Raw genomic sequence first — 25,034 nt, forward strand, 5'->3', positions numbered from 1 at the left:
GTAGGATTCGAACCTACGGCCTTCTGCTCCGGAGGCAGACGCTCTATCCCCTGAGCTACGCGGGCGGGGTCTCAGTCCCCATCGATGGTAGCAGAGGTCCCGCGCTACCTGCCGACGACGCTCGAGCACTCGGGCGCTCCCGCCGTCTGGCGAAGCGCCCGAGGTGACGATCCGCCCTGACCTTCTGCGGAGGGTGGTCCGACCGGTCTAGCATCCCGGTGCGGACCGACGAACGAGGAGCAGCGGTGGCACGCGTGATGGCGGTCGACGACGACCACGTGATCCGTGGCCTCCTCGAGGTGAATCTCGAGATGGAGGGCCACGAGGTCGTCATGGCCGTCGACGGGCAGGACGCGCTCGACAAGGTGCGCGCCGAGCCCCCGGACCTGATCCTGCTCGACGTGATGATGCCGAACGTGAACGGCTGGCAGGTCGCCGAGGCGCTGAAGAGCGACGAGGCCACCCGCGACATCCCGATCATCTTCCTGTCCGCGCGAGCCATGGACGCGGACGTGCGCAAGGGCCAGGCCCTCGGCGGTGACGCGTACGTGACCAAGCCGTTCGATCCGATCGACCTCATGGAGCTGATCAGCCGTCTGCTCGAGGCCAGGAGCGGTTCGTGACCGGACCGGAGGCGCTGGCGGGCCTGGTCCGCGAGGCGCTGGTCGCCGCGGGCCTGCCGGCGGCGGACCCCCAGTTCGAGCGACCGCGCCAGCGCGCCCACGGTGACTGGTCGACCAACGTGGCGCTCACGCTGGCCAAACCGGTCGGGCGGCCACCCCGTGAGATCGCCCAGGCGGTCGTCGATCATCTGACCCTGCCCGCGGGCGTCGCGGCCGCCGAGGTCGCTGGTCCCGGCTTCGTCAACTTCCGCTTCTCCCACGGCGCCCTGGAGGCGATCCTGCGCGAGGCCGTCGCCCAGGGGGAGGGCTGGGGGCGGGCGCCGGACGCGGGCCCCGGTGGCCAGGTCAACGTGGAGTTCGTCAGCGCGAACCCCACCGGTCCCCTGCACGTTGGCCACGGCCGCCAGGCGGCGCTGGGGGATGCCATCGCGGCGCTCCTGGAAGCCAGCGGCTGGACGGTGACGCGGGAGTTCTACTTCAACGACGCCGGCGGCCAGATGCGCAGGTTCGGTGCGAGCGTCGCCGCGGTCATGCGCGGCGAGGAGCCGCCGGAGGACGGCTACCACGGCGCCTACATCGTCGATCTGGCCCAGGAGCTGATCGCAGCGGGAGAGACCGACGACGTCACGGACGCCGCCTACACCCGCATGCTCACGCGGATCAAGGCGACGCTCGCCAGGTTCGGGGTGCAGTTCGACGTGTACTTCGGGGAGCGTTCCCTGCACCAGTCCGGCCGTATCGAGGCGGCCATCGCCAAGCTGCGCGCGGGCGGGCACGTGTACGACGCCGACGGGGCGGTCTGGCTGCGCACCACGTCTTTCGGCGACGACAAGGACCGGGTGCTGGTCAAGGCGGACGGGGCCGCCACCTACTTCGCCGCCGACTGCGGGTACCTGGTGGACAAGCTCGAGCGTGGCTTCGACCAGCTCGTCTATGTGATGGGCTCCGACCATCACGGCTACGTCGCCCGGCTGGAGGCGATCGCCGCCGCTGCCGGCCTGCCCGCGGGCCACCTGGAGGTCGTGCTCCACCAGTTCGTCAACCTCTACCGCGACGGCGAGGTCGTGCGCATGAGCAAGCGCAGCGGTGACATCGTCACGTTCGACGAGCTGATCGAGGAGGTGGGCGCCGACGCGGCGCGCTACACCCTCCTGCGCTTCTCGCCCGACGTCACCATCGACTTCGACATCGCCGCGGTCGTGCGCCAGCACCGCGAGAACCCGGTCTACTACGTGCAGTACTCCCACGCCCGGATCGCCGGGATCATGGGCACGGCCACCGAACGGGGGGTCGTCCCGGGGACCGTGGACGACGCTGAGCTCGGCCGGCTCACCCACCAGGCGGAGGAGGAGCTGATCCGGCGCATCGGCGCCTACCCCGAGACGGTGGCGCGGGCAGCCGAGCTGCGCGCCCCGCATCGCGTCGCCCACTACGCCGAGGACCTGGCCGAGGGCTTCCACAAGTTCTACACCGAGTGCCAGGTCGTCGGTGGCGACGCCGAGCTGACGAAGGCCCGGTTCTGGCTGTGCGTCGCCACCCGCCAGACGCTGGTCAACGCCCTGAGCCTGCTCGGCGTGAGCGCGCCGGACCGGATGTGAGCGTCGTCTGGCCGCGCACGGCCGACTTCGCGGCCGGCCGCCTGGTGCGCCTGGGTGGCGTCGCCGTCGACGACCTGGTCCGCGAGCACGGCACACCGCTGTACGTGCTGGATCGCGCCGATGTCGTGGGCCGGATGCGCGCGTACCGCGAGGCGTTCGGCGACGGCGTGGCGATCACCTATGCCGCGAAGGCCCTGTGCGTGGTCGGCGTCCTGCAGCTCGCCGATGCCGAGGGCCTGCACCTGGACGTGGCAAGCGGGGGGGAGCTGCACACGGCGGAGCGCGCCGGGTTCCCGATGGACCGCGTCGTCCTGCACGGCAACAACAAGTCAGAGGTCGAGCTGGAGCAGGCTGCCCGCCTCGGCGTGGGGCGCATCATCGTCGACAGCTTCACCGAGCTCGAACGGCTGTCACGCATCGGCGCTCGCTGCGATCGCGACTTCGGGGTGCTGTTGCGCGTGACGCCCGGGGTGACCGCGCTCACGCATGACTTCATCCGCACCGGCGACGACGATTCGAAGTTCGGCTTCACCCTCTCCGCGGGGCTCGCGCACCAAGCCGTGGAGCGGGTGATCGCCCTGCCCCACGTGGACCTGCGGGGCGTGCACTGCCACGTGGGCAGCCAGGTCACCGCGACCGAGGCGTTCCGCGCCGCGGTCGTGGCGCTGGTCGGGCTGCTCGACGACGTGCGCGAGCGCCACGCGGTGCTTCTGGACGAGCTGAACCTCGGTGGCGGGCTCGGCATCGCCTACGTCGACAGCGACGCCCCCCTCGACGTCGCCGAGTACGCCGAGGCGCTGCACACCGCGGTCCGCACGGAGTGCGACCGCCGGAGCCTGCCGCTCCCGCGACTGGCGGTCGAGCCGGGACGGTCGATCGTGGGCCCCGCCGGTGTGACCCTGTACCGGGTGGGGACCCGCAAGCACATCCCCGGGGTGCGGACCTATGTCAGCGTCGACGGCGGGATGAGCGACAACCCCCGCCCCGCCCTCTACGGTGCCCGGTACACGTTCGCCCCAGCCGGCCAGCGTGATCAGGGGCGTGCCGCCGAGCAGGTCACGGTGGTCGGCAAGCACTGCGAGTCCGGTGACGTCCTCGGGCGTGACGTCTGGTTGGACCCCGGGGTCGCGGAGGGGGGACTGCTCGCGGTCGCGGCCACCGGGGGGTACGCCTACTCCATGGCGAGCAACTACAACCGCCTCCCGCGCCCTGCCCTGGTGCTCGTGGGGGACGGGACCGCCCAGCTGCTCGTGCGCCGGGAGACCCTGGAGGACGTCGTCGCGCTCGACATCCCCCTGGGCTCGTGAGCACGGGTCCTACACTATGGACGTGCCAGCCACAGACGGAGTTGACGACAGCACGCCCAAGACCCTGACGGTCGGCCTGCTCGGATGCGGGATCGTGGGTTCGGGGGTCGTCCGCCTGCTGCGGGAGCACGCCGACGAGATCGCGGGCCGCATCGGCGCCCGCCTCGAGGTGGGGCCGGTCGCGGTGCGCACCCTGTCCCGCGACCGTGCGGTCGAGGGTCTGGCGCTCACGGCTGACCCGCACGCGGTGACCACGGACCCCTCCGTGGACATCGTCGTCGAGGTCATGGGCGGCATCGAGCCCACCAGGGGGCTGATCGCCGAGGCACTCGAGGCCGGCAAGAGCGTCGTCACCGCGAACAAGGAGCTGATCGCCACCCTCGGCGCGGACCTCTTCGCGCTGGCCGGTACGAGGGGCGTCCGGCTGGAGTACGAGGCGGCGGTGGCCGGTGGCATCCCCATCATCAGGCCCCTGCGGGAGTCCCTGGCAGGCGACCGGGTTCGCAAGGTGCTCGGCATCCTGAATGGCACCACCAACTACATCCTCACCAAGATGACCGAGGAGGGCTCATCCTTCGCCGACGCGCTCGGCGAGGCCCAACGGCTCGGGTACGCCGAACGCGACCCGACCGCGGACATCGAGGGCTTCGACGCCGCAGCCAAGACCGCGATCCTGGCGTCGCTGGCCTTCGACGCCAAGGTGGTGGCCGGGGACGTCTACCGCGAGGGCATCACCGCGGTCACCGCCACCGACATCGCGCACGCCCGGCGCATGGGGTACGTGATCAAGCTGCTCGGCATCGCCGAGCAGGTCGACGGGACGATCGGGGCGCGCGTGTACCCGGCCCTCATCCCCGCGACCCACCCGCTCGCGAGCGTGCGGGAGTCCTTCAACGCCGTGTTCGTGGAGGCCGAGGCCGTCGGCGACCTCATGTTCTACGGTCGCGGCGCCGGTTCGCTGCCCACCGCCAGCGCGGTCGTCGGCGACATCGTCACCGTCGCCCGGGCGCTGCTGTCGGGCGAACGGCCCGGCGCCGGCGGGGTGATGGCCGACAAGCCGCTGCGGCCGTTCGACGAGAACACGGTGCAGTTCTCCATCCTGCTCGACGTGCTCGACCAGTCGGGCGTGCTCGCGGCCGTCGCGGCGACGTTCGGCGAGCACGACGTGTCGATCAAGAGCGTGTGGCAGGAGGGCGCAGGCGACACCGCGCAGCTGCTGCTGATCACCCATGCGGCCACGGAGCGCGACGTACAGGCCACCCTCCACGGGCTCCGCGAGCTGCCCATGGTGCGCGCGGTCGCCAGCGTCATCCGGGTCGAGGGCGGCGAGGTTTGAGCGCGACGGTGAACCCGCACGGCCGCGACCGGCAGTGGCGCGGCGTGATCGAGGAGTACCGCGACCGGCTGCCGTTCGGTGACGGCGACGTCGTGACCCTCCGCGAGGGTGGGACGCCGCTGATCGCGTCCGCGGACCTGTCCGAGGCCACCGGCTGCGCGGTGTGGTTGAAGTTCGAGGGCACCAACCCGACCGGGTCGTTCAAGGACCGTGGGATGACGGTGGCGATCTCGGCGGCCCGTGCGGCCGGGGCGCAGGCCGTCATCTGCGCGTCCACGGGCAACACCTCGGCCTCCGCGGCCGCCTACGCCGCCAAGGCCGGGCTGGTGTGCGGGGTGCTCGTGCCGAAGGGCAAGATCGCTCTCGGCAAGCTCGCCCAGGCCCTCGTCCACGGCGCGCAGGTCATCCAGCTCGATGGCAACTTCGACGCCGCGCTCAACATCTGCCGCGCGCTGCACGAGAAGTACCCCGTCGAGCTCGTCAACTCCGTCAACCCCCTGCGCATCGAGGGGCAGAAGACCGGCGCGTTCGAAGTCTGCGACTTTCTGGGACGCGCGCCCGACGTCCACGTCATGCCGGTCGGCAACGCCGGCAACATCACGGCCTACTGGCGCGGTTACCGGGAGTATCAGGCGGACGGGCTGATCGAGGCGCTGCCGGTCATGCGCGGCTACCAGGCCGCCGGCTCTGCCCCCATCGTGCGAGGCGCGGTCGTCGAGCAGCCGTCGACGATCGCGACCGCGATCCGCATCGGCAACCCGGCCTCGTGGTCGCAGGCGCTCGCGGCCGCCGACGAGTCCGGCGGGTCCATCCAGGCGGTCACCGACCGGGAGATCCTGCGGGCCTACCGACGGGTCGCCCGGGAGGGGGTCTTCTGCGAGATGGCGTCGGCCGCCAGCATCGCCGGCCTGCTGCAGCTGCACGAGGCGGGCGGCCTCGTCGCCGGCCAGACGGTCGTCTGCGTGCTCACCGGCCACGGCCTGAAGGAGCCCGACTGGGCGATCTCCGGTGCAGCGGTGCCACCGGTGATCGCGCCCGACGTCGAGGCCGCGGCCGAGCTGCTGGGGCTCGACACGTGACCGCGGGCCACGGACCCGCCGCGACGCCTGCCCCGGTCGGGGTCTCCGTTCCGGCCACCAGCGCCAACCTCGGGCCGGGGTTCGACGCGCTGGCTGTCGCCTTCGACGTGCACCTGTCGGTCTGGACGACCACGCTGGGGGACGAGCGGGTCCTGCTGGAGGGCTGCGGTGCCGACGAGCTGCCCACCGGCGACGACAACCTGGTGTGGCGGTCCTTCGCGGCGTACTGCGACTGGGTGGGATCAGCGGCCCCCGACGTGAGCTTGCGGGCGTCCAGCGCCATCCCGCTGGAGCGCGGCATGGGATCCTCCGCCGCCGCCGCCGTCGCCGGTGTGGCCCTCGCGCGCGAGTGTCTCCGCGGGGGTGGCAGCGACGCGGACCTCATCCACCTGGTGACCACCTTCGAGGGTCATCCCGACAACGCGGCGGCGGCGCTGCTCGGCGGCCTCGTGGTGTGCGCAGGCGACCGCTTCGTCCGCCTGCAGCCGGCCGAGTCCCTCCGGCCGGTCCTCTGCATCCCCGAGGCGCGCCTTGCTACCACGGCCGCCCGCACGCTCCTGCCCGACACGGTGCCCCACGCCGACGCGGCGGCGAATGGCGCCCGCACCGCGGTCGTGCTCGCCGGGTTGACCGGCGCCGCCGCCTGGGAGCCGGCAGCCATGACCGACGTCCTGCACGAGCCGGCGCGGTTCACCGCCATGCCGGAAAGCGGCCGGCTGGTGGGGGCCCTGCGGACCGCGGGCCTCGGTGCGTGTCTGTCCGGTGCCGGCCCGAGCGTCCTGGCCGTCGTGGCCGCCGGTGACGAGGCCGCGGTCGCGCTCATCCGGTCGACAGCCGGGGACGGCTGGGCCGTGACGCCCGCCCGGTGGGACCGCGCGGGCGCGGTTGTCCGTGGGCCCGTGGTGGTCGGTGAGGTCGGCCGCGTCGGATAGGGTTGAGTGCAGTCGGAGCGCACCGCAGCGAGCAGCAGCCAGCGACGACGGGATGCCCCCCAACCATGGTCACCATCGCCCACTTCTCGGACCCGCACGTGGGGTCCCCGCACTTCGTGCCCAACCTCCTCAACCGGGTGCTCGTCGAGATCGACGAGCTCGACCCGGATGCCGTCCTGTGCACCGGGGACATCACCGACAACGGGCTGGCGGGCGAGTACAAGGCGGCCGACGGCTACCTCAGCCAGATCCGCCAACCGCTGATGATGCTCCCGGGCAACCACGACAGCCGCAACGTGGGCTACGTGCATTTCGAGCGCATCTGGGGACGCCGCTACTGGATCCGCGACGTCGGACCGGTGCGGATCGTCGGCGTGGACTCCTCGGAGCCGGACCTGAACGAGGGCAAGCTCGGCCGCGAGCACTACGACTGGCTGCGCCAGGCCTTCGACTGCAAGGCCGAGCTGAAGATCTTCGCGGTGCACCACCACCTCATCCCCCTGCCCGGCACCGGCCGGGAGCGCAGCACCGTGCAGGACGCCGGTGACGTGCTGGAGCTGCTGCTCGGTGCGGGGGTGCACCTGGTGCTGAACGGCCACAAGCACGTGCCGCACGTGTGGCGCCTGGAGCACCTCTACCTCGCCAACGCCGGCACCTGCTCGAGCCTGAAGCTGCGCGGGAACGGCCGGCCCTCCTACGCCGTCGTCGAGTACGAGCAGGGGCAGGTGCGCATCCACCGCCGTCTCCCGTACGGCGAGCGCAGGCTGATCGCCCACTGGAACGCGCGCACCGGCGAGCAGTACCACCGCGAGTTCGAGCCGCTTTTCGCGGCACCGCTGATCCCGGACGACGACGAGGTTGCGCCGGTCGCCGCAGAGCCGAGCTGAGCGTCGTGGCGTCGTGAGTGGCTAGTCCCGACCGCAGGGCTGTCGTGCTGGTCGACGGCGAGCACTACCCGCCCGTGGTCCGCGCCGCCGTCGCCGACCTGGCGACCAGAGGCATCCGGGCCGTCGCCGCGCTGCTGCTCGGCGGCACGGAGAAGGTGGCCGGTCACGGTGCGGTGGTCGACGTCGGCGTGCCCGCCGAGTGGGTCGAACGCCCGGGCGACCGGCTTGCGGCGGCGATCGCCCTTCGGCGCGTGCTCGACCGTGAGCGCCCGGACCTGGTCGTCGACCTCTCCGACGAGCCCGTGCTCGACGCCCGCAGTCGCATGCATCTGGTCAGCCACGCCCTGGCCGCCGGGGTGCCGGTCGAGGGGCCGGATTTCCGGTTCACCCCCCCGCCGCGCCCGCGTGTCGCCGTGCGGCCGACCGTGGCGGTCATCGGGACGGGCAAACGGACCGGCAAGACGGCGGTGTGCGGCGAGATCGTGCGGACGTTCGTCACCGAGGGGCGCACGCCGGTGGTGGTCGCGATGGGACGCGGCGGCCCGCCCGACCCCCTGGTGATCCCCGCGGGCGGTGACGTCAGTCCGGCGCACCTGCTGTCCATCGCCGACCAGGGTGCCCACGCCGCCAGTGACTTCTACGAGGATGCCGCCACCACAGGGGCTGCGACCGTCGGGGCGCGGCGCTGTGGCGGGGGACTCGCCGGAGCGGTCGGCTACTCCAACGTCGCCGAGGCCATCCGGGCGGCCGAGCAGATGCCCGGCGACATGACGGTGCTCGAGGGCAGCGGCGCTGCCGTGCCGCCGGCGCACGCCGACGCGACCGTCCTGGTCGTCCCCGCCGACGCCGATCCCGAGCTGCTCGGGGGCTATCTGGGCACGTACCGCCTGTTGCTGGCCGACCTGGTAGTGGTTACAATGTCCGAACCGCCGAGGGCCTCTCCGGACCGTATGGAGGCCGTTCTCGCGGTCCTCCGCAGCACTTCGCGACAGACGCCAATCGTGCGCACAGTCCTCCGTCCTGTACCGCTTGGTCCGGTGACCGGCGCCCGCGTGTTCTTCGCGACGACTGCACCTGATGACGTGAGCACGTCGCTGGCACTTGACCTGCAGGACCGTTTCGGCTGCGAGGTGGTCGCAACCAGCAGCCATCTCGCCGACCGGCAAGCCCTGCGCGCTGATCTGCAGGCGCACGCGTTCGATGTCCTGCTGGTCGAGTTGAAGGCCGCTGCGGTGGACGTCGCGGTTCGTGTCGCTACTGCCAGGGGAGCGCGCGTGGTGTTCTGCGACAACCGGCCGGTCGCCGTCGGCGAGGAGGGTGAGGGCAGGCTCGAAGACGCAATCCGCAAGCTTGGCCGACTGGCCGACGAGCGTTTCGCCGGCTGACGACAGTCTCGAACGGGGCACGCCGAGTAGTGATGGACATCCAGGAGCGGGCAGGGCGAAGGCCACCGGGCCCCAGCCGTCACGTGACCATCCGTGACGGGAAGGCCGGCCTGCCGTACTCCAAGGGGCTCATGGCCACCTCGGTGATGGCGGCAGGACTGCCGCCGCACCGCGCCTTCGCTGTCGCCGAGACCATCGAGCAGCGCCTGCACGCCGAGTCCCGCACCGACATCTCCACCGCCGAGCTGCGGGACCTGGCCGCCGGCGTCCTTGAAGAGGAGGTCGGTCCCCGGTACGCCGAGAACTACCGGCTGTGGCAGCGCGCCCAGGACCGGCCGGTCCCGCTGATCGTGCTGATCGGGGGTACGACCGGTGTGGGCAAGTCCACGGTCGCGACCACCGTCGCCGGCCGCCTCGGCATCGTGCGCATCGTCTCCACCGACGCGATCCGGGAGGTCATGCGCGGCATCTTCACCCGGCAGATGATGCCGAGCCTGCACTCGTCGTCGTTCGACGTGAGCAGCACGCTGCCCGACCTGCCCGGCGGGGTCGATCCGGTCATCGCCGGGTTCCGCCAGCAGGTACAGGCCGTGTCGGTGGGCGTCAGCCAGGTGATCCGCCGGGCCGTGCTCGAAGGCACCGACCTCGTCGTCGAGGGCGCGCACCTGGTGCCCGGGGCCCTGCAGCTGCCGGGAACCGACGAGGCGGTCATCGCCCCCATGGTGATCACCGTCGACGACGAGCAGATCCACCGCAGCCACTTCGTCGCCCGGGCGCAGGACGCGCGGGGCAGGGGGCGTGCCGGGCCGAGGGCTGACCCACCCCAGGGCGCTACCGAGAACCGGTACCTGCAGCGCCTCGACTCGATCCGGACCGTCCAGGACTACGTGCGCGCGCTCGCGCTCGAGCACGGCGTGCCCGTCGTGCCGAGCTACAGCCTGGACGCCACGGTGTCCCGGGTGATGGAGCTCGTCGTCTCCGCGACGACGGACTTCCCGAGCCGCCGGACGTCCGATGAGCCGGGCGACAGTGACGGGCCGGCGGCGCAGCGACCGACTGTGAACGCACCATCCCCAGGCACGAACCCCCAGGCACGATAGGAGCACGCCGATGGACCCGAGCGTCCTCGCCACGAAGCCGCTCACCGAGCTGAAGAGCATCGCCGCGCAACTCGACATGCGTGGCTACCAGCGGCTCAAGAAGGCCGATCTTGTCGACGCCATCATCCGCGCGGCCAACGGTCAGCAGGCCCCCGGAGGCGAGGGCGGCAACGGCGCCCGCCCCGCCCCGGCTGCCGACGGCCGCGAGGCCGGCGGGGCCGACAACGGTGATGAGGTCCGGACCCGGGTGCGCACCCGCACCCGGGAGCGTGACGGTGCCGACGAGCCGGGGCCCGACGGGGATGGCAGCGGTGACCGCGGTGGCCGTGGCGACGACCCACCTGACGCCGAGCAGCGGGACCGGGAGGCGCGGCAGGACCGCACCGAGCAGCGAGACGACGACGACCAGGGGGACGGCGACGGCCAGAGCCGTCGGCGGCGCAGTCGTCGTGAACGACGTCGTGGCAAGAGCGGTCCGACCGGCGGCCAGGCGCCCGCCCAGCAGCCGCAGCAGAAGGGCCGGTCGGACCCTGAGCAGGCCGGGGGCGAGGTCGGCGAGGTGCGCACCGGCGTGCTCGACATCCTGCCGGAGGGCTACGGGTTCCTGCGCACCACCGGCTACCTGGCCGGCGACAGCGACGTCTACGTCTCCCAGAGCCAGGTGCGCCGTCACGGCCTGCGCCGTGGTGACGTCGTCGAGGGGCCGATCCGCCAGCAGAAGGCCAGCGACAAGGTGCCGGGCCTGCACCATGTGCAGTCGGTCAACGGCACGACGCCCGACGACCACGGCAACTTCCCGTCCCGTCCCGAGTTCAAGGACATGACGCCGCTGTTCCCCGACGAGCGGCTGCGCCTGGAGACCCCCGACGGGCCGATCTCCATGCGGATCGTCGACCTCATGAGCCCCATCGGCAAGGGCCAGCGCGGCCTCGTGGTCTCCCCGCCCAAGGCCGGTAAGACCACCATCCTGAAGGAGCTCGGGCAGGCGATTGCCCAGAACGACCCGGACTGCCACGTCATGGTGGTGCTGGTCGACGAGCGCCCGGAGGAGGTCACCGACATGCAGCGGTCGGTGCCGGGGGAGATCATCGCCTCCACGTTCGACCGTCCTGCCGACGACCACACCGCGATCGCCGAGCTGGCCATCGAGCGGGCCAAGCGGCTCGTCGAGGTGGGCGGCGACGTGGTGATCCTCCTCGACTCGATCACCCGTCTGTCTCGCGCGTACAACCTGGCGGCACCGGCGTCGGGGCGCATCATGTCCGGCGGCGTGGACTCCACGGCGCTGTACCCGCCGAAGCGCTTCTTCGGCGCTGCCCGCAACATCGAGGGTGGTGGGTCCCTCACGATCATCGCGACGGCGCTGATCGAGACCGGCTCCAAGATGGACGAGGTGATCTTCGAGGAGTTCAAGGGCACCGGCAACATGGAGCTGCGCCTCGACCGGCGTCTCGAGCAGAAGCGCATCTTCCCGGCGATCGACATCGAGGCGAGCGGCACCCGCAAGGAGGAGCTGCTGATCGACAAGGAGGAGCTGATGATCACCTGGAAGCTCCGCCGCGTCCTGCACGCCCTCGACGGCCCCGCGGCGCTGGAGCTGCTCATCGACAAGATCAAGTCGACGCGCAGCAACAACCAGTTCCTGGTCCAGATCCAGAAGTCCAACCTCCACCAGTGATCCGCGGCCGGGGCCTGCCAGGCCCACGGCATCGCCACCACCCGCTGGTACCATCGCGCTTCAGCCTCGTTCTCTTTTCCAGGAGCACCTCCCCATGAAGTCCGACATCCACCCCGAGTACGTCGAGAGCACCGTGCGGTGCTCCTGCGGCGTCCAGTTCGTGACGCGGGCGACGGCGCCCGAGATCCGTGTCGAGCTGTGCAGCGAATGCCATCCCTTCTACACCGGCAAGCAGAAGCTGGTGGACACCGGCGGGCGGGTGGAGCGCTACCGCAAGCGCTTCGAGAAGTCCCAGGCCAAGCAGGCCGAGGCCGCCGACAAGGCCGAGGCCGCCGGCAAGAAGGCCTGACGTCGGCGTGGGGAAGCAGGCGCCCGAGAAGGCCGACGAGCACAGCCCGCACTTCTACGGTGGCCAGGCGGTCATCGAGGGTGTGATGATGCGCGGTCAGCACACCTGGGCCGTCGCGGTGCGCCGCCCGGACGGGGCGATCTACGTGGAGCGCCACCCGGTCAGCGACTTCCCCCAGCGCCACCCCCTGTTCCGCAAGCCGATGTTCCGCGGGATGTACGGGCTGGTCGATGCCCTCTCGATCGGGACGCGTGCGCTGACCATCTCCGCCAACGAGTCGGTCGACGAGGACGAGCAGCTGTCGGGCAAGGAGATGGGCGGCAGCCTCATCATGGCCCTGCTGCTGTTCATCGGCGTGTTCATCGTCCTGCCCAACGCCGGGCTGTCCGCGCTGCGGGACGTGTTCGGCAGCGAGTGGGTGTACCACGTCGTCGAGAGCGTGGTGCGGGTCATGCTCTTCCTCGGCTACCTCTGGGCCATCTCGCTCGTGTCGGACATCAAGCGGGTGTTCGCCTACCACGGCGCCGAGCACAAGACCATCGCCGCCTGGGAGCACGACGAGGTGCTCGAACCCCGCGCCGTCGACCGGTACTCCACGCTGCACGTGCGCTGCGGCACCAACTTCCTGCTCATGCTCATGCTGCTCGCCACCGTCGTGTACAGCCTCGCCGGGGTCCTCGTGCCGCCCGCTGACGACATCGGATGGCTCGGCTACGCCGGATACCAGATCGCCCTGCGCGTGGTGCTGCTGCCCGTGGTGGCCGGTCTCGCCTACGAGGGACTGCGGCTCGGGGCGGGCAAGGACAACCTCGTGGTTCGCGCCATGATGAAGCCCGGGTTGTGGCTCCAGAAGATCACCACCAAGCCACCCGAGGACGACATGATCGAGGTGGCCATCCGCGCCTTCGAGGCCGTCGTCCCCAGCGCGGACCTCGGCGGTCGGATCTCCCCCGCCTTGACCGCCCCCCTGGTCTGGGGCCCCGACGAGGTCGACGCGGACGCGGCCGGGTGGTCCCCGAGGGCCACCGGTGCGCCGGTCGCCCCCGAGGAGCCGACCTCCGGCGGGTAGCTGGTCGCGTGTGAGCTGCCCCGCCGCCCCGCGAACCGCTGGAGGTGCCACGTGACCGCGACGACCGACCTGGACCACCGCCTCGACGAGATCGAGCGTACCTACCATGAGCTCACCGAGGCCCTCGGCGACCCCGAGGTGCTGGCCGACTCCTCCCGCTACACCCGCACGGCCAAGCGCCACGCCGAGCTGGCCGAGGTCGTCGAGGTGTACAACGGCTACCGCAGGGCACGCGACGACGCCGCCGCCGCCCGGGAGCTCGCCCGTGACTCGGGCGCCGAAGACCGTGAGCTGTTTCGCGCCGAGGCCGAGGAGAGCGAGGCCCGGGCGGAGGAGTTCGCCGATCGCCTGCGCTTGCTGCTCGTGCCCCGCGACCCCCTGGACGACAAGAACGTCATCGTCGAGATCCGCGCGGGTGCCGGCGGCGACGAGGCCGGGCTCTTCGCCGGCGAGCTCTACCGCATGTACTCCCGCTACGCCGACCGCCGTGGCTGGAAGGTCGAGGAGCTGTCGACCTCCCCCCAGGGTGTGGGCGGGTTGAAGGAGGCGACCTTCGAGGTCCGCGGCGACAGCGTCTACTCCCGCCTCAAGCACGAGTCGGGCGTGCACCGGGTGCAGCGGATCCCGGTGACGGAGTCGGGCGGGCGCATCCACACCTCGACGGCGTCGGTGGCCGTGATGCCCGAGGCCGAGGAGGTCGACGTGACCGTGGACCCGAACGACCTGACCGTGGACGTGTTCCGCTCCTCGGGCCCCGGGGGGCAGTCCGTCAACACGACCGACTCGGCGGTGCGCATCACGCACCGCCCCACCGGCCTGGTCGTGTCGATGCAGGACCAGAAGTCTCAGCTCCAGAACAAGGAGAAGGCCCTGCGGGTCCTGCGGTCCCGTCTGCTGCAGGCGGAGCAGGAGCGGGCCGCCCGGGAGCGTGCCGATGTGCGGTCGGCGCAGATCGGGACGGGCGACCGCTCGGAGAAGATCCGCACCTACAACTTCGCGCGCAGCCAGGTGACCGACCACCGGATCGGCCTGACGGTGAACAACCTCGACGACGTGCTCGAGGGCGACATCAGCGTCATCGTCGAGGCGCTTGCCGAGGAGGAGCAGCGTCGCCGTCTCGCCACGCTCTCCGACGGGTCGTGATCGTCGCTGCTGAAGGCGGGGGCCGCATCACCTTCCGGCTTGCAGGTCGCTTCGCTCCAGGTCGCCTCCAGGTGATGCGGCCCCGCCTAGGCCACACTGTGGCACCGTCGTGAGCGTGGCGCTGCGGCCCCGCCTTGATCTGTGCATGTCCCGGTCGTGAGCGTGGCGCTGCGGGTCGTGCTCGGGGAGTTGGAGACCCTGCTGGCCTCGGCGGGGGTGGTGACACCCGAGGTCGATGCGCAGCTGCTCGTGCGCAGCGTCACCGGACTCAGCCGGGCGGAGCTCCTCACGGCCGCCAACCTCGAGCTGGGGGCTGAGCAGGTGGGGGTTTTGCGGGGGATGGGGGAGAGGCGGGCCGAGCGGGAGCCCTTGCAGCTGATCCTCGGGTCGGTGGGGTTCCGGTACCTGGAGGTGGTGGTGCGTCCCGGGGTGTTCGTGCCCCGGCCGGAGACCGAGGTGCTGGCCGGGGAGGCGGTCGCGCGGGTGCCCGTGGGCGGGGTCGTGGTCGAGCCGTGCACCGGGACCGGTGCCATCGCCTGCGCGGTCGCGTCCGAGGCGCACCCGGGTACGGTCGTGGCCACGGATCTGTCGCGGGCTGCCGCGGACCTGGCCCGGTACAACGCCACCCGGTGTGGGGTGGGCGTCACGGTGCTGCGGGGGGACCTGCTGGCGCCGGTCGACCCGGGGCTGCGCGGGCGGGTCGACGTGCTCGTCTCGAACCCGCCCTACGTGGCCGAGTCCGAGCTCGCAGGCCTGGAGCCGGAGGTCGTCGAGTGGGACCCGCGGTCGGCGCTGGTCGCCGGTCCCAGCGGTCACGAGGTGAGCGACCGGTTGATCGCCGCCGCGGGGGAGTGGCTCACGCCGGGGGGCTGGTTGCTGCTGGAGGTCGACGAGCGCCGGGCAGCGGCCACTGCGGCCCGCGCGGCCGCAGCTGGGTTGACGGAGTCGGGCACCGTGGCGGACCTGGCCGGACGCGACCGCGTGGTCGTCGCCCGCCGCCCGCGCCCTCACGTGGGGAAGCGGTAGCGCCCCCATCACGCTCGAGCTGACGGCCGGCGACACGCTGGCGGGCGGGGTGGACGCAGCCGCAACCACAAGGACCTTGCCCAGTGGATGTTGGTCCCCTATAGTGGCAAGCGCCTTGAGCGGTGGGACGCAATCAGGGCGCGATACATCTGCAGCCGGGTGGTCGCCGCCACCCGGATCGCGGGCGGAGCGGGGCCACTTCCTGCTTCGTGACACGTCACCGAAGCGGGAGGCTCACCATGCCAGTGCATGCTCCACATCGTGCTCCAACGATCACCGTCCACCAGGCTGTCGTCATGCTGGTGACCCTCGGGCTCGCCCTCGGCCTCGTCGGGGTGGCGCCGGCCAGGGCCCAGGAACCGACCCCCGGCGCCTGCAGCAACCTCGGGGAGCCCCTCGAGGCGCAGAACACCGGCCTGACCAACATGGGTTTCGAGACCGGCGACTTCACCGGCTGGACCGTCGGCGACGTCACCGACTCGGTGGCCGTCACCGGCGCAGATGCGTACACCAGCCCGTGGGAGGGGGAGCAGATGGCCGTGCTCGGCACCCCGACGGACAGCGCGGAGGTCAACCAGCCACTCGGCCCGAACGAGATCTGCCAGGACTTCGTGGTCACCCAGGAGAGCGAGCAGTTCGTCTTCAACGTCTTCACCTACGACTACACGGGCTTCGACGAGCTCCGCTTCGATGTGGCGGTCACCGACCCGGCCACCGGTGAGGTGCTCGCCGCGTACGAACAGGGCGCCTGGGGGTCGGGGACCGCGCTGAAGAGCACGGGTTGGCGGGGCGTCGTGGTCGATCTGGCCGGGCGGGTCGGGGAGACGGTCCGGCTGACCCTCAGCGCCGGCGGCACGAGCGACAGCCTGTACGCCTTCTGGGCCTACCTCGACTCGGCCGACGAGTTGCCCCTGGCGCCTCCGTCGGATGCCAAGAGCGCCTCGGGCAGCGTGATGATCGACCCGGTGACCGGCCAGTTCACCGTGGCCATGCCGGCTGGCGACGTCTCCGACGTGACGATCTTCACGGACCTGACCGACCTGGACTGCACGGCGACCGACGTGAAGCTACTCTACGACGGCGTCGAGTTCCCGATCGCGCCCGTCAGCGAGGGGAGCTCGGTCTACACCGGGGTGATCCCGGCCGCGACCATCATCGGCAACCCGAACGGCCAGGTGGTCGTCGAGGTCACCTGCGAGGACGGGACGACGCAGGTCCTCGTCGTCGGCACGATCGTGCTGTACGACCCGAGCGGCATCGTCAGCGACGCCGAGACCGGCGAGCCGGTCGTCGGCGCCGACGTGTTCTTGTACCGGGTGCCCGGCGCGGCGCCTGACCAGGTGGAGGCGGGCGACGGCGATTGCCGCACCGTGGATACTCGCGACGGCGAGGACTGGACGGGCGAGCCCGACGCCGAGATCGATCTCGGCGCGCTCGTCAACCCTGCATCGCCGCAGATCTCGCCGAACGTCAACCCGTTCATCACCAACGAGATCGGCTACTACGGTTGGGACGTCGCGGAGGGCTGCTGGTACGTGGTCGTGGAAGCCGAGGGCTACGAGACCCGGGTCAGCCCGGTCGTGGGCGTGCCCCCGGAGGTCCTCGATCTCGACCTGGCCCTGACCCCGGACACGACCCCGCCGACCTGGCCGGCCGAGGCGGACCTGACCGCCTCCGACGTCACCCAGACCGGCGTGGAGCTGTCGTGGACGGCCGCCACCGACGGCGTGACGGGGTACCGCGTGTACCAGGATGGCACGGAGATCGCGGACCAGGAGGGACAGACCCTGTCGGTCGCCGGTCTGACCCCCGGCACCGACTACACCTTCTCCGTGGAGGCCTATGACGCGTCGGACAACGAGTCCACCGACGGGCCGACGACGACGGTGACGACGGTGGCGCCACCCGACACGACGGCACCGGCTTGGCCCGGCAACGCGGAGCTGACCGCGTCGGACATCACCGGGAGCAGCGTGGCGTTGTCGTGGGTCGCGGCCAGCGACGACGAGGGCGTGACCGGCTACCGGGTGTTCCAGGACGGCGTGGAGATCGCCGACCAGGCAGGCACCACCCTGCAGGTGACCGGGTTGGACCCCGACACCGAGTACGAGTTCACGGTGGAGGCCTACGACGCGGCGGGCAACGAGTCCGACGACGGCCCGTCGGTCTCGGTGACCACGCTGGACGGGGTCGGCCCCGGCGACGAGGCGTGTGACCCCGACGCCGTGCCCGAGTCGCCGTTCACCGACATCGCGGGCAACACCCACCTGGACAACATCGGCTGCATCGTGTGGTTCGGGTTGACCCAGGGCACCACGCCCACGACCTACAGCCCGGCCAACCCGGTGCGGCGTGACCAGATGGCGTCGTTCATCGCCCGGCTGCTGGAGGCGTCGGGGGTGACCCTGCCGGCAGCGTCGGACCAGGGCTTTGGCGACATCGCCGGCAACGTCCACGCCGACCGCATCAACCAGCTCGCCGCGCTGGACATCGTGCTGGGCACCAGCCCCACGACCTACGCGCCCAGCCAGGAGGTGCGCCGCGACCAGATGGCGTCGTTCCTGATCCGCGCCTACGAGCACATCGACAACAGCACGCTTGCCCGCACCCCCTCGCCGTTCACCGACGTGGCGGGCAACACCCACCTGGCCAACATCGAGAAGGCGGCGACCGCCGGCTTCACGCAGGGCACCACGCCCACCACCTACACCCCCGCGGCGTCGGTGCGCCGCGACCAGATGGGCTCGTTCCTGGCCCGGGTGCTCAACCGTGGCATGGCCGACGGCCACGTCACCCACCCGAGCTAACCACCGACCCGTAGTACACCGGCGGGCCAGGCGCACGACGGCCTGGCCCGCCGGCTCGTGTGCGACCTCCTCGTGAGCCCGGCCCGATGGGTCGGGCTCGCGGCGTGTCGGGATCGCCTCGGCAAGCTCCGGCGACTCACGAGCAGAGCTAGCGCCGGCCGGCTCGCCTTCGCCGGACCACGAGAACCAGGGCGAGCAGCGCCACCGCCGCCGCGGCGATGAGGACGAGCGACCATGGGGCAGCGGTGATGTCGGCCTCGGCGGGAGGGTCGGGGAGGCGCACCCTGGTCGCCGCGATGTCCTGGCGCACCAGCTCGGGTCGGTCCTCCCCGATGCGCGTGTCGGTCCAGACCGCGATCAGGCTGCCGTCCCAGGCGGCGAGCCCCAGCCGCGCACCCACGCCGGGCTCGACGTGCGCCGCCTGCGGTCGCGGGCCGATCGTCGCGTCGAAGGCCCGCGACGACAGCTGGCGGGTCTCGAACGGAGCTGCGCCGTCGGCGGAGACCGCGACCCTGGTCGTGGCCATGGCGCCGTCGGTGTCGTCCTGGTCCACGTACAGCACTGCGACGCGCCCGTCGTCGGTGGCCGCCACCCTGGGCAGGTACTGCGCCGTCTCGTCGTCGGCCGGGTGGTCGTGGACCCGGACCGGAGCCGACCAGGAGTCCCCGCCATCGACCGATCGACGCAGGAGCACGTCCCGGCTGCCCGCGCGGGCGTCAGCCCACGCGACGTAGAGCGTCCCGTCGGGTGCGGCGGTGATGGACGGGAACTCGGGCAGGAACACGATGAAGCGCTGGCCGACGACCACCTCGTCGTCGATCTCCACACCGGGGGAGAAGGTGCGGCCGCCGTCCGTGGAGCGGGTCAGCACCAGCGCACTGGTGCCCTCCCAGGCGGGGCCTTCGAGGTTCTGGAAGTCGCGGACGTTGTCCTTGAAGTCCTGGTAGAGCACCACCAGGTCCCCGTCGGCGTCGATCACCGGGGTGGCCGCCGCTACCCGCGGCCGTGCTGGGTCACTGAACGGCACCGGGTCGCTGAAGGTCTCGCCCCCGTCCTCGGAGCGCGTCGCGACCAGCGTCGGCGGGCTGGCCAGCGCCCACACGCCGATGTCGTCGGCCTGCATGTACGTGAGGTGCACGACGCCGTCGGGGTCGACCACCACCCGGGTCTGGAACACCCGCTCCCCGGCGACCCGGACGGGCTCGGACAGCGTCGCACCGCCGTCCTCGGACCGCGCCAGCCACAGGTTGTCCGGCACGTTGCCGCGACCCATGAGGTTGACGTAGGCCACGTACAGGGTCCCGTCTGGACCGAAGGCGACGTCGGGTGCGTACGGGCGCTGTGTCTCGACGAAGCGCACCTCACCCTCCTCGGTGAGCTCCAGTGGCGGGCCCTCCGGGTTGCCGGTGCCCTCCGGCAGGGGCAGGTCCGTGGACGACCAGGTCCGCCCGCCGTCGCGGCTGTAGTGCAGGCGGGCGCTGAAACCGGGGGCATCCATCAGGTGGACGACCACCACGTTGTCACGGTCCTGCGGGTTGATCACGGCGGTCGGTGAGTTGTTGGCGATGAGCTCGGCCTCGGGGCCGGCACCGACGTCAGTGATGAAGACCTCGTCGGAGACCTGGGTGCCGGATCCGCCGGCGAGCCCCAGCAGCGCGACCAGGACGACGCTCAGCATCGTCACGATGGTGCCCACCCGTGCCCGTCGCGGGTGGCCAGGGCGACAGCGAACAGCTCGTCGGGGTCGGTGTACCAGGTTCGCAGGGCAAGGCCGGCTGCGGCCAGACGCTCGGTCAGGGTGCCGCGGGTGAACTTGGAGCTGACCTCGGTGCGGACCACCTCGCCCGCCCGCAGCGCCACCTCGAGGTCGAGGTCGGGAAAGCGCCACACGGTCGGTTCGACGGCCTCCAGGCCGATCTCGATGCGCGCCTCCGTGGGGTTCCAGCGGGCCGTGTGCCGGAGGGCGTCGGCGTCGATCGTGGCTCCCAGCTCCCGTTGCAGGACCGTCACCAGGTTCATCGTGAACGCCGCGGTGACCCCCGCGGCGTCGTCGTAGGCGGCCTCCAGCACCTCGGGACCCTTCACCAGGTCGGCACCGAGCAGGAGGACGTCGCCGTCGGCCAGCGTGCCCGCGATGTCGGTGAGCAGCTCGACCTGCTGGGCGGGCGGGAAGTTGCCGATGGTCGAGCCCAGGCACGCCACCAGGCGCCGACCGGTGCGGGGGACCGCCGCGAGATGCTCGTGGAAGTCACCCACGACCCCCCGGACCTGCAGCCAGGGGTAGTCCGCGACCAGCGCCGCTGCGGCCTCCTCCACGGCGTCCGTGCTGACGTCGAACGGCACGTAGGCGTCACCCGTGCCGTGGCGGTGCATGGCCTCCAGCAGCAGGCGGGTCTTGCGCGACGAACCGGATCCGATCTCCAGGAGCTCCGCCGGGGCGACGGCGCGGACGATCTCGTCGGCGTGGCGCTCGAGGATCGCGGCCTCCGTGCGGGTCAGGTAGTACTCCGGGGTCGCGGTGATCTCCTCGAAGAGCACGGACCCGCGAGCGTCGTACAGCCACTTGGACGGCAGGGACCGGGGCGAGGCGGCGAGGCCGGCCCGGACATCCCGTGCCAGAGCAGCGCCCTGGTCGTCGTCCTCGACGAGTCGCAGCAGGTCGGTGTCGGTGCTCACGCAGGGCTCCTCGTCACGCGCGTCGTGCGGACCTCGGTGGCGCTGACCTGCACCACCGAGCCGTCGGGTACTGGCCTCCAGCCGAGGTCGTCGTCGAGGGGCTCGGACGCGAGCAGTGTCGCGCCTGGCCATCGGGCTCCATCCTCCAGCGTATAGAGCGTGTTCGCGGCGGTGCCGGACGCGGTTCGGGTCCCGACCACCGTCGTCCCGTCCGCGAGCAGCAGCGTCAGGGTTGCGGGGGTGCCCAGGTCGGCGCAGACCGCCGCGGCCTCGGTCACGGCTGCGGCTGCTGCGCCTGCCAGCGCGGCGTGCGGGTCGGCCTCCAGGTGCGCCATCGCCAGGAGGAACAAGGCGTGCGAGTCGCTGGCCGCCTCGACCCGGGCGTGCAGGTGGTCGGGCAACCGCTGCAGGAGCCGGCGTGCGACCCGGGTGCGGTACTCGGCGATGAAGCCGTTGTGCGCACCGGCCACGTGCTCGTGCACGAACGGTGCGGTGAGCCCCGCGCCGTGCCCGAGGCCCGGGGTCGCGCCCCGCACCGCGGCGAGCTGCGCCCCCGAGCGCAGCCGGGCGGCCAGCGTCGGCAGGTTCACGTCCGACCACGGTGGGCGCTCGGTGACGTAGCGCAACGGCTCGGCGTCACCGGCCGGCCACCAGGCGATTCCGGTGCCATCGACGTTGACGGCTCCGGACAGCTGTTCGCGGGGGTCGTACGCCTGCACCTGCAGGGAGCGGGGCGCGTCGTACAGCAGGGTCGACAGGGGCACCGCCGGCCCGACGTACGCCGCCAGACGGCACATCAGGGGGTGGACGCTGCGTCGTAGGCCAGGCGGAGCCCGGCGAAGATCTGGCGGCGGTACGGGTGGTCCCAGTTGCGAAACGATGCCCGTGCCAGCGTCGGCCGGGTCGCCCAGCTCGCACCCCGCAGCACCCGGTAGTCGCCGCCGAAGAACACCTCGCTGTACTCGGGGTAGGGAAACGTCGTGTACCCGGGGTACGGATCGAAGCCCGAGGTGGTCCACTCGAAGCCGTCGCCCACCATCTGCTCGATCCCGTACGCGCTGGCCCCGGTGGGGTAGGAGCCGACCGGGGCCGGACCCCACGCCCGGCGGTCGAGGTTGGCCCGAGCGGGGGTGGGCGGTGCGTCCCCCCACGGGTAGGTGCGGGCACGTCCTGCGCACGGGTCCCAGGCGGCGGCCTTCTCCCACTCCTCCTCGGTCGGCAGCCGCCCGCCGGCCCAGGTGGCGAAGGCCTCGGCCTCGTAGCAGCTCACGTGCTGGACGGGTTCGCGGGGGTCGAGGGGCTCGACGTGGCCGAACCGGCGTCGCATCCAGCCCTGCTCGGCCGAGGGCAGCCACCCCTGCGGCCAGCGGTGGCCTCGCTCGCTGCGCCAGGCCCAGCCGCGCGCCGTCCACAGCTCCGGACGGTCGTAGCCGCCCGCGGCGACGAAGGCGGCGTACCGGCGGTTGGTGACGGGGAACCGGTCGAGGGCGAATGTGCCCACCTCCACGGGGTGGGCCGGCCGTTCGTTGTCGTAGGCGCCGGTCAGGGTCGCGCCCATCACGAAGCGGCCACCCGGGACGGTGACGCGGTCCGCGTCGTCCACGGGACGCGGCGGCGGCAGATGCCGGGCGGCGGCGGGCGGGTACGCGGGGGCGTGTCGACGCAGGTTCAGGGCCTGCAACATGGTCTCCTGGTGCTGGGCCTCGTGCTGGGCGACCAGGTGGTAGACGAACCCGCCCGCCCGCAGCGGGTCGTCCGGGTCGAGGCCGTCGTGGCGCAGCACCCGCAGGGCGTCACCGCGAACCTCGTCGAGGTAGGCGACGGCCTCCGCGCGCGGCAGGATCGGCAGGCCGGCGCGGGTTGCTCGCGGGTGGTCGAACGGGTTGTACAGCGCGGCCAGCCGCGGGTCCCAGCCGGCGTCCTCGCCCAGGGCGCGCAGCAGCCACAGCTGCTCGAAGGTCCCGATGTGGCCGAGGTCCCACACCAGGGGGCTCATGATCGGGTCGACCTGCCGGTGCACCTCGTCGTCGTCGAGCGGCTCGAGGAGCGCGTGGGTCACCCGGCGACCCTCGTCGAGGGCACCGACGAGCGCGGGCACGGGGGCGTGAGGGGCGGTCATCGGGGGCAACCTACAGCGGGGTGAGGGTGTCGATGGGGTCGCCGGCCCATGCAAGCGCCGCAGCCGGCGAGTCCGCGAGGCGCTCCGCCAGCTCGTCGGCGGGGCACCGCCCGCGCATCGTGAAGTGGTCGAGGAACGTCTCGGTGGTCCGCAGGTCCTGGTCGCGCACGTAGCCCACCGGCAGACGGCGGCCACCGGCCAGCGCCAGCGACCACGCCTCGACGGCCTGTGCGCACATGGCGGGGTCCGCCACCCCGGAGACGACTGCGCGATCGAGCAGCGTCGAGAGCGTCGCCCGGTGGCGCTCGAGCAGGCCACGGATCTGCTGGCGGGCCCGAGCGTCGTACAACGCGCCCACGAGCAGAACCACGGGCACGGCGCGCCAGCGCCGCGGCAGCGCGTCCACACCCCGCAGCTCCAGGAAGCCGCGCGCCCGGACCTCGGGGAAGAGCGTCGTCAGATGATAGCGCAGGTCCTCGGCGGTCGGCCAGCCCGCCGGGCCCCCGGCGCGGAGCCAGTCGCCGAACGTCCGTCCCGGCGTGCCCGGTCGGCAGCCGTGTCGGGTGTGGACCAGCAGCACGTCGGCGGACAGTGCGAGGCCGGCGAGCTGGTCGACGGGGTCCTCGCTGCCGGACAGGAATCGGGCGGGCAGGCCGGTGCGGGTGGGGTCGAGCTGTCGCCACAGCAGGCCCCGGCCGGAGACGGCTCCCGGGACGGGGCTGGCAGCGAACGTCGCGACCAGGAGCGGGGCGAGGAGGTTTGCGACCAGCCAGCGCTCCCCGGCGGTCGACGGCGGGCCGAGACACAGGTTGACCTGCAGGGAGGCGGTGTGGCACATCATGGTGCGCCCGGCCGGCCCGCGCCGGGCCAGGTATGCCGCCATCGCCGAGTAGCGCGGTGTCTCCAGCTGCCGGGTGACGCTGTCGGCGGGATGCCAGACGTCGACGCCGGCCGCGGCGAGCGTCGCACCGGCCATGGCGTAGGAATGAGCGACGTCCATGCTCGTCCGGTCGAGCGCGGCGAGCGCGGCCGCGGCGGTGTCCCAGGGTGCGGTCGCCACCTCGACCTGCCCGCCGGGCTCGCAGGTCACCTGCGTGCCCGCGTCGAGGGCGAACAGCGGGACGCCCCCCGGAGTCTGCGTGTGGGGGGTCAGGCGCCCGAGGACGGACAACGTGCCCGGGGCGCCGGAATCGGTCAGCGGCACCCTGCCGGCCGGCGCGCCGCCGTCGGTGAGCCGGACGGGGAAGGCCTCGGCCTCGAGGCCGACCTTGCCGAGCTCCGGGGCGCCCGGCTCGGGCGCGTAGCATGCCGCCGCGACCACGTCACGGACCTCGTCGGCGGCCAGCGCGGCGCGCAGGTCGTGCGTGGGCATGGCGTGCCTCGACGCCGCGCGGGTCGTCAGCCGTCCAGCGGACGGACGCCGGTCACGGTGATGGAGAACTCGCCGGCCGGTGCGGCGTAGGCCACCGTGTCCCCGACGCTGCTGCCGACGAGCGCACGGCCGAGTGGCGACTGGGCGCTCACCACGCTCAGCCCCTGTGCGCGGTCCTCCCGGCTCCCGAGGAGGAAGGTCTCCTCGTCGCCGTGCTCGTCGACGGTGCTCACGACCATGCCCGCCGCGACGGTGTCGCCTCCCGGTGCCTCGCCGACCTTGGCCTCGCGCAGCATCTGCTCCAGCTGGCGGATGCGCGCCTCCATCTTGCCCTGCTCCTCCTTGGCGGAGTGGTACTCCGCGTTCTCGCGCAGATCACCGTGCGCCCGCGCAACCTCGATCGCGGCGGACGCCTGGGTGCGACCTTCACCCTTGAGGTGGGCCAGCTCCGCGCTGAGCCGCTCGTACGCGGACTGGGACAGCCATACCGCTTCGCTGTTCACGTGTATGTCCTTGTCGGATGCTGGGGGCCGCCGGAGAGTCTACGG

At 72.1% G+C, this 25,034-nt stretch carries 21 protein-coding genes; 15 read left to right on the forward strand and 6 right to left on the reverse strand.

Going from position 1 to position 25,034, the window contains the following annotated elements:
* Nucleotides 1–245: 245 nt before the first annotated feature.
* From WD250_07850 to WD250_07920, 15 genes are all read left to right on the forward strand, one after another.
* The gene (locus tag WD250_07850; protein ID MEX2620118.1) at nucleotides 246–623 is read left to right on the forward strand and encodes a response regulator; all 378 of its coding nucleotides are present in this window, start codon (nucleotides 246–248) and stop codon (nucleotides 621–623) included.
* Complete coding sequence (argS, locus tag WD250_07855) at nucleotides 620–2,221, forward strand: arginine--tRNA ligase (GenBank protein ID MEX2620119.1); 1,602 nt, start codon at nucleotides 620–622, stop codon at nucleotides 2,219–2,221. The genes WD250_07850 and argS overlap by 4 nt, the downstream gene beginning before the upstream one ends.
* Nucleotides 2,218–3,528, forward strand: coding sequence for a diaminopimelate decarboxylase (lysA, locus tag WD250_07860; protein MEX2620120.1), 1,311 nt, complete (start codon nucleotides 2,218–2,220; stop codon nucleotides 3,526–3,528). Before argS ends, lysA begins: the two co-directional genes overlap by 4 nt.
* A 22-nt stretch (nucleotides 3,529–3,550) precedes the next feature.
* Complete coding sequence (locus WD250_07865) at nucleotides 3,551–4,864, forward strand: homoserine dehydrogenase (protein ID MEX2620121.1); 1,314 nt, start codon at nucleotides 3,551–3,553, stop codon at nucleotides 4,862–4,864.
* Nucleotides 4,861–5,943 (forward strand): threonine synthase, encoded by a 1,083-nt coding sequence (gene thrC / locus WD250_07870; GenBank protein ID MEX2620122.1) that lies wholly within the window; start codon nucleotides 4,861–4,863, stop codon nucleotides 5,941–5,943. The genes WD250_07865 and thrC overlap by 4 nt, the downstream gene beginning before the upstream one ends.
* On the forward strand, nucleotides 5,940–6,875 hold the full coding sequence (gene thrB / locus WD250_07875) for a homoserine kinase (protein MEX2620123.1): 936 nt from the start codon (nucleotides 5,940–5,942) through the stop codon (nucleotides 6,873–6,875). The genes thrC and thrB overlap by 4 nt, the downstream gene beginning before the upstream one ends.
* A gap of 65 nt (nucleotides 6,876–6,940) precedes the next feature.
* A complete protein-coding gene (locus tag WD250_07880) occupies nucleotides 6,941–7,762 on the forward strand; it encodes a metallophosphoesterase (protein MEX2620124.1) in 822 nt (273 codons plus the stop codon).
* 17 nt (nucleotides 7,763–7,779) lie between these two features.
* Nucleotides 7,780–9,147 (forward strand): hypothetical protein, encoded by a 1,368-nt coding sequence (locus WD250_07885; GenBank protein ID MEX2620125.1) that lies wholly within the window; start codon nucleotides 7,780–7,782, stop codon nucleotides 9,145–9,147.
* Nucleotides 9,148–9,230: 83 nt separating this feature from the next.
* Nucleotides 9,231–10,247 (forward strand): hypothetical protein, encoded by a 1,017-nt coding sequence (locus WD250_07890; GenBank protein MEX2620126.1) that lies wholly within the window; start codon nucleotides 9,231–9,233, stop codon nucleotides 10,245–10,247.
* Nucleotides 10,248–10,257: 10 nt separating this feature from the next.
* Entirely contained in the window at nucleotides 10,258–11,925 is a 1,668-nt protein-coding gene (rho, locus tag WD250_07895; protein ID MEX2620127.1) for a transcription termination factor Rho, read from the forward strand.
* A 94-nt stretch (nucleotides 11,926–12,019) separates the two neighbouring features.
* Nucleotides 12,020–12,274 (forward strand): 50S ribosomal protein L31, encoded by a 255-nt coding sequence (gene rpmE / locus WD250_07900; protein ID MEX2620128.1) that lies wholly within the window; start codon nucleotides 12,020–12,022, stop codon nucleotides 12,272–12,274.
* Between the two features lie 7 nt (nucleotides 12,275–12,281).
* Complete coding sequence (locus WD250_07905; GenBank protein ID MEX2620129.1) at nucleotides 12,282–13,343, forward strand: DUF1385 domain-containing protein; 1,062 nt, start codon at nucleotides 12,282–12,284, stop codon at nucleotides 13,341–13,343.
* 51 nt (nucleotides 13,344–13,394) lie between these two features.
* Entirely contained in the window at nucleotides 13,395–14,486 is a 1,092-nt protein-coding gene (gene prfA, locus WD250_07910) for a peptide chain release factor 1 (protein MEX2620130.1), read from the forward strand.
* Nucleotides 14,487–14,642: 156 nt separating this feature from the next.
* The gene (prmC, locus tag WD250_07915) at nucleotides 14,643–15,512 is read left to right on the forward strand and encodes a peptide chain release factor N(5)-glutamine methyltransferase (protein MEX2620131.1); all 870 of its coding nucleotides are present in this window, start codon (nucleotides 14,643–14,645) and stop codon (nucleotides 15,510–15,512) included.
* Nucleotides 15,513–15,808: 296 nt separating this feature from the next.
* Nucleotides 15,809–18,319, forward strand: coding sequence for a fibronectin type III domain-containing protein (locus WD250_07920; GenBank protein MEX2620132.1), 2,511 nt, complete (start codon nucleotides 15,809–15,811; stop codon nucleotides 18,317–18,319).
* A 148-nt stretch (nucleotides 18,320–18,467) separates the two neighbouring features.
* On the opposite strand, the gene WD250_07925 is transcribed toward WD250_07920, so the two are convergent.
* From WD250_07925 to greA, 6 genes are read right to left on the reverse strand one after another with little or no spacing between them, the layout of a single operon-like run.
* A complete protein-coding gene (locus tag WD250_07925) occupies nucleotides 18,468–20,015 on the reverse strand; it encodes a sialidase family protein (GenBank protein MEX2620133.1) in 1,548 nt (515 codons plus the stop codon).
* Entirely contained in the window at nucleotides 20,000–20,995 is a 996-nt protein-coding gene (gene egtD, locus WD250_07930) for an L-histidine N(alpha)-methyltransferase (protein MEX2620134.1), read from the reverse strand. Before egtD ends, WD250_07925 begins: the two co-directional genes overlap by 16 nt.
* Nucleotides 20,992–21,792 carry a hypothetical protein gene (locus tag WD250_07935; protein MEX2620135.1) on the reverse strand — a complete coding sequence of 267 codons (801 nt, stop codon included), beginning with the start codon at nucleotides 21,790–21,792 and terminating at the stop codon, nucleotides 20,992–20,994. The genes egtD and WD250_07935 overlap by 4 nt, the downstream gene beginning before the upstream one ends.
* Nucleotides 21,792–23,114 carry an ergothioneine biosynthesis protein EgtB gene (gene egtB, locus WD250_07940; protein MEX2620136.1) on the reverse strand — a complete coding sequence of 441 codons (1,323 nt, stop codon included), beginning with the start codon at nucleotides 23,112–23,114 and terminating at the stop codon, nucleotides 21,792–21,794. Before egtB ends, WD250_07935 begins: the two co-directional genes overlap by 1 nt.
* A gap of 10 nt (nucleotides 23,115–23,124) precedes the next feature.
* A complete protein-coding gene (locus tag WD250_07945) occupies nucleotides 23,125–24,486 on the reverse strand; it encodes a glutamate-cysteine ligase family protein (GenBank protein ID MEX2620137.1) in 1,362 nt (453 codons plus the stop codon).
* A 26-nt stretch (nucleotides 24,487–24,512) separates the two neighbouring features.
* Nucleotides 24,513–24,989 carry a transcription elongation factor GreA gene (gene greA / locus WD250_07950; protein ID MEX2620138.1) on the reverse strand — a complete coding sequence of 159 codons (477 nt, stop codon included), beginning with the start codon at nucleotides 24,987–24,989 and terminating at the stop codon, nucleotides 24,513–24,515.
* Nucleotides 24,990–25,034: the final 45 nt, after the last annotated feature.

The organism is Egibacteraceae bacterium (assembly GCA_040905805.1).
In the GTDB taxonomy this organism is placed as follows: Bacteria; Actinomycetota; Nitriliruptoria; order Euzebyales; family Egibacteraceae; genus DATLGH01.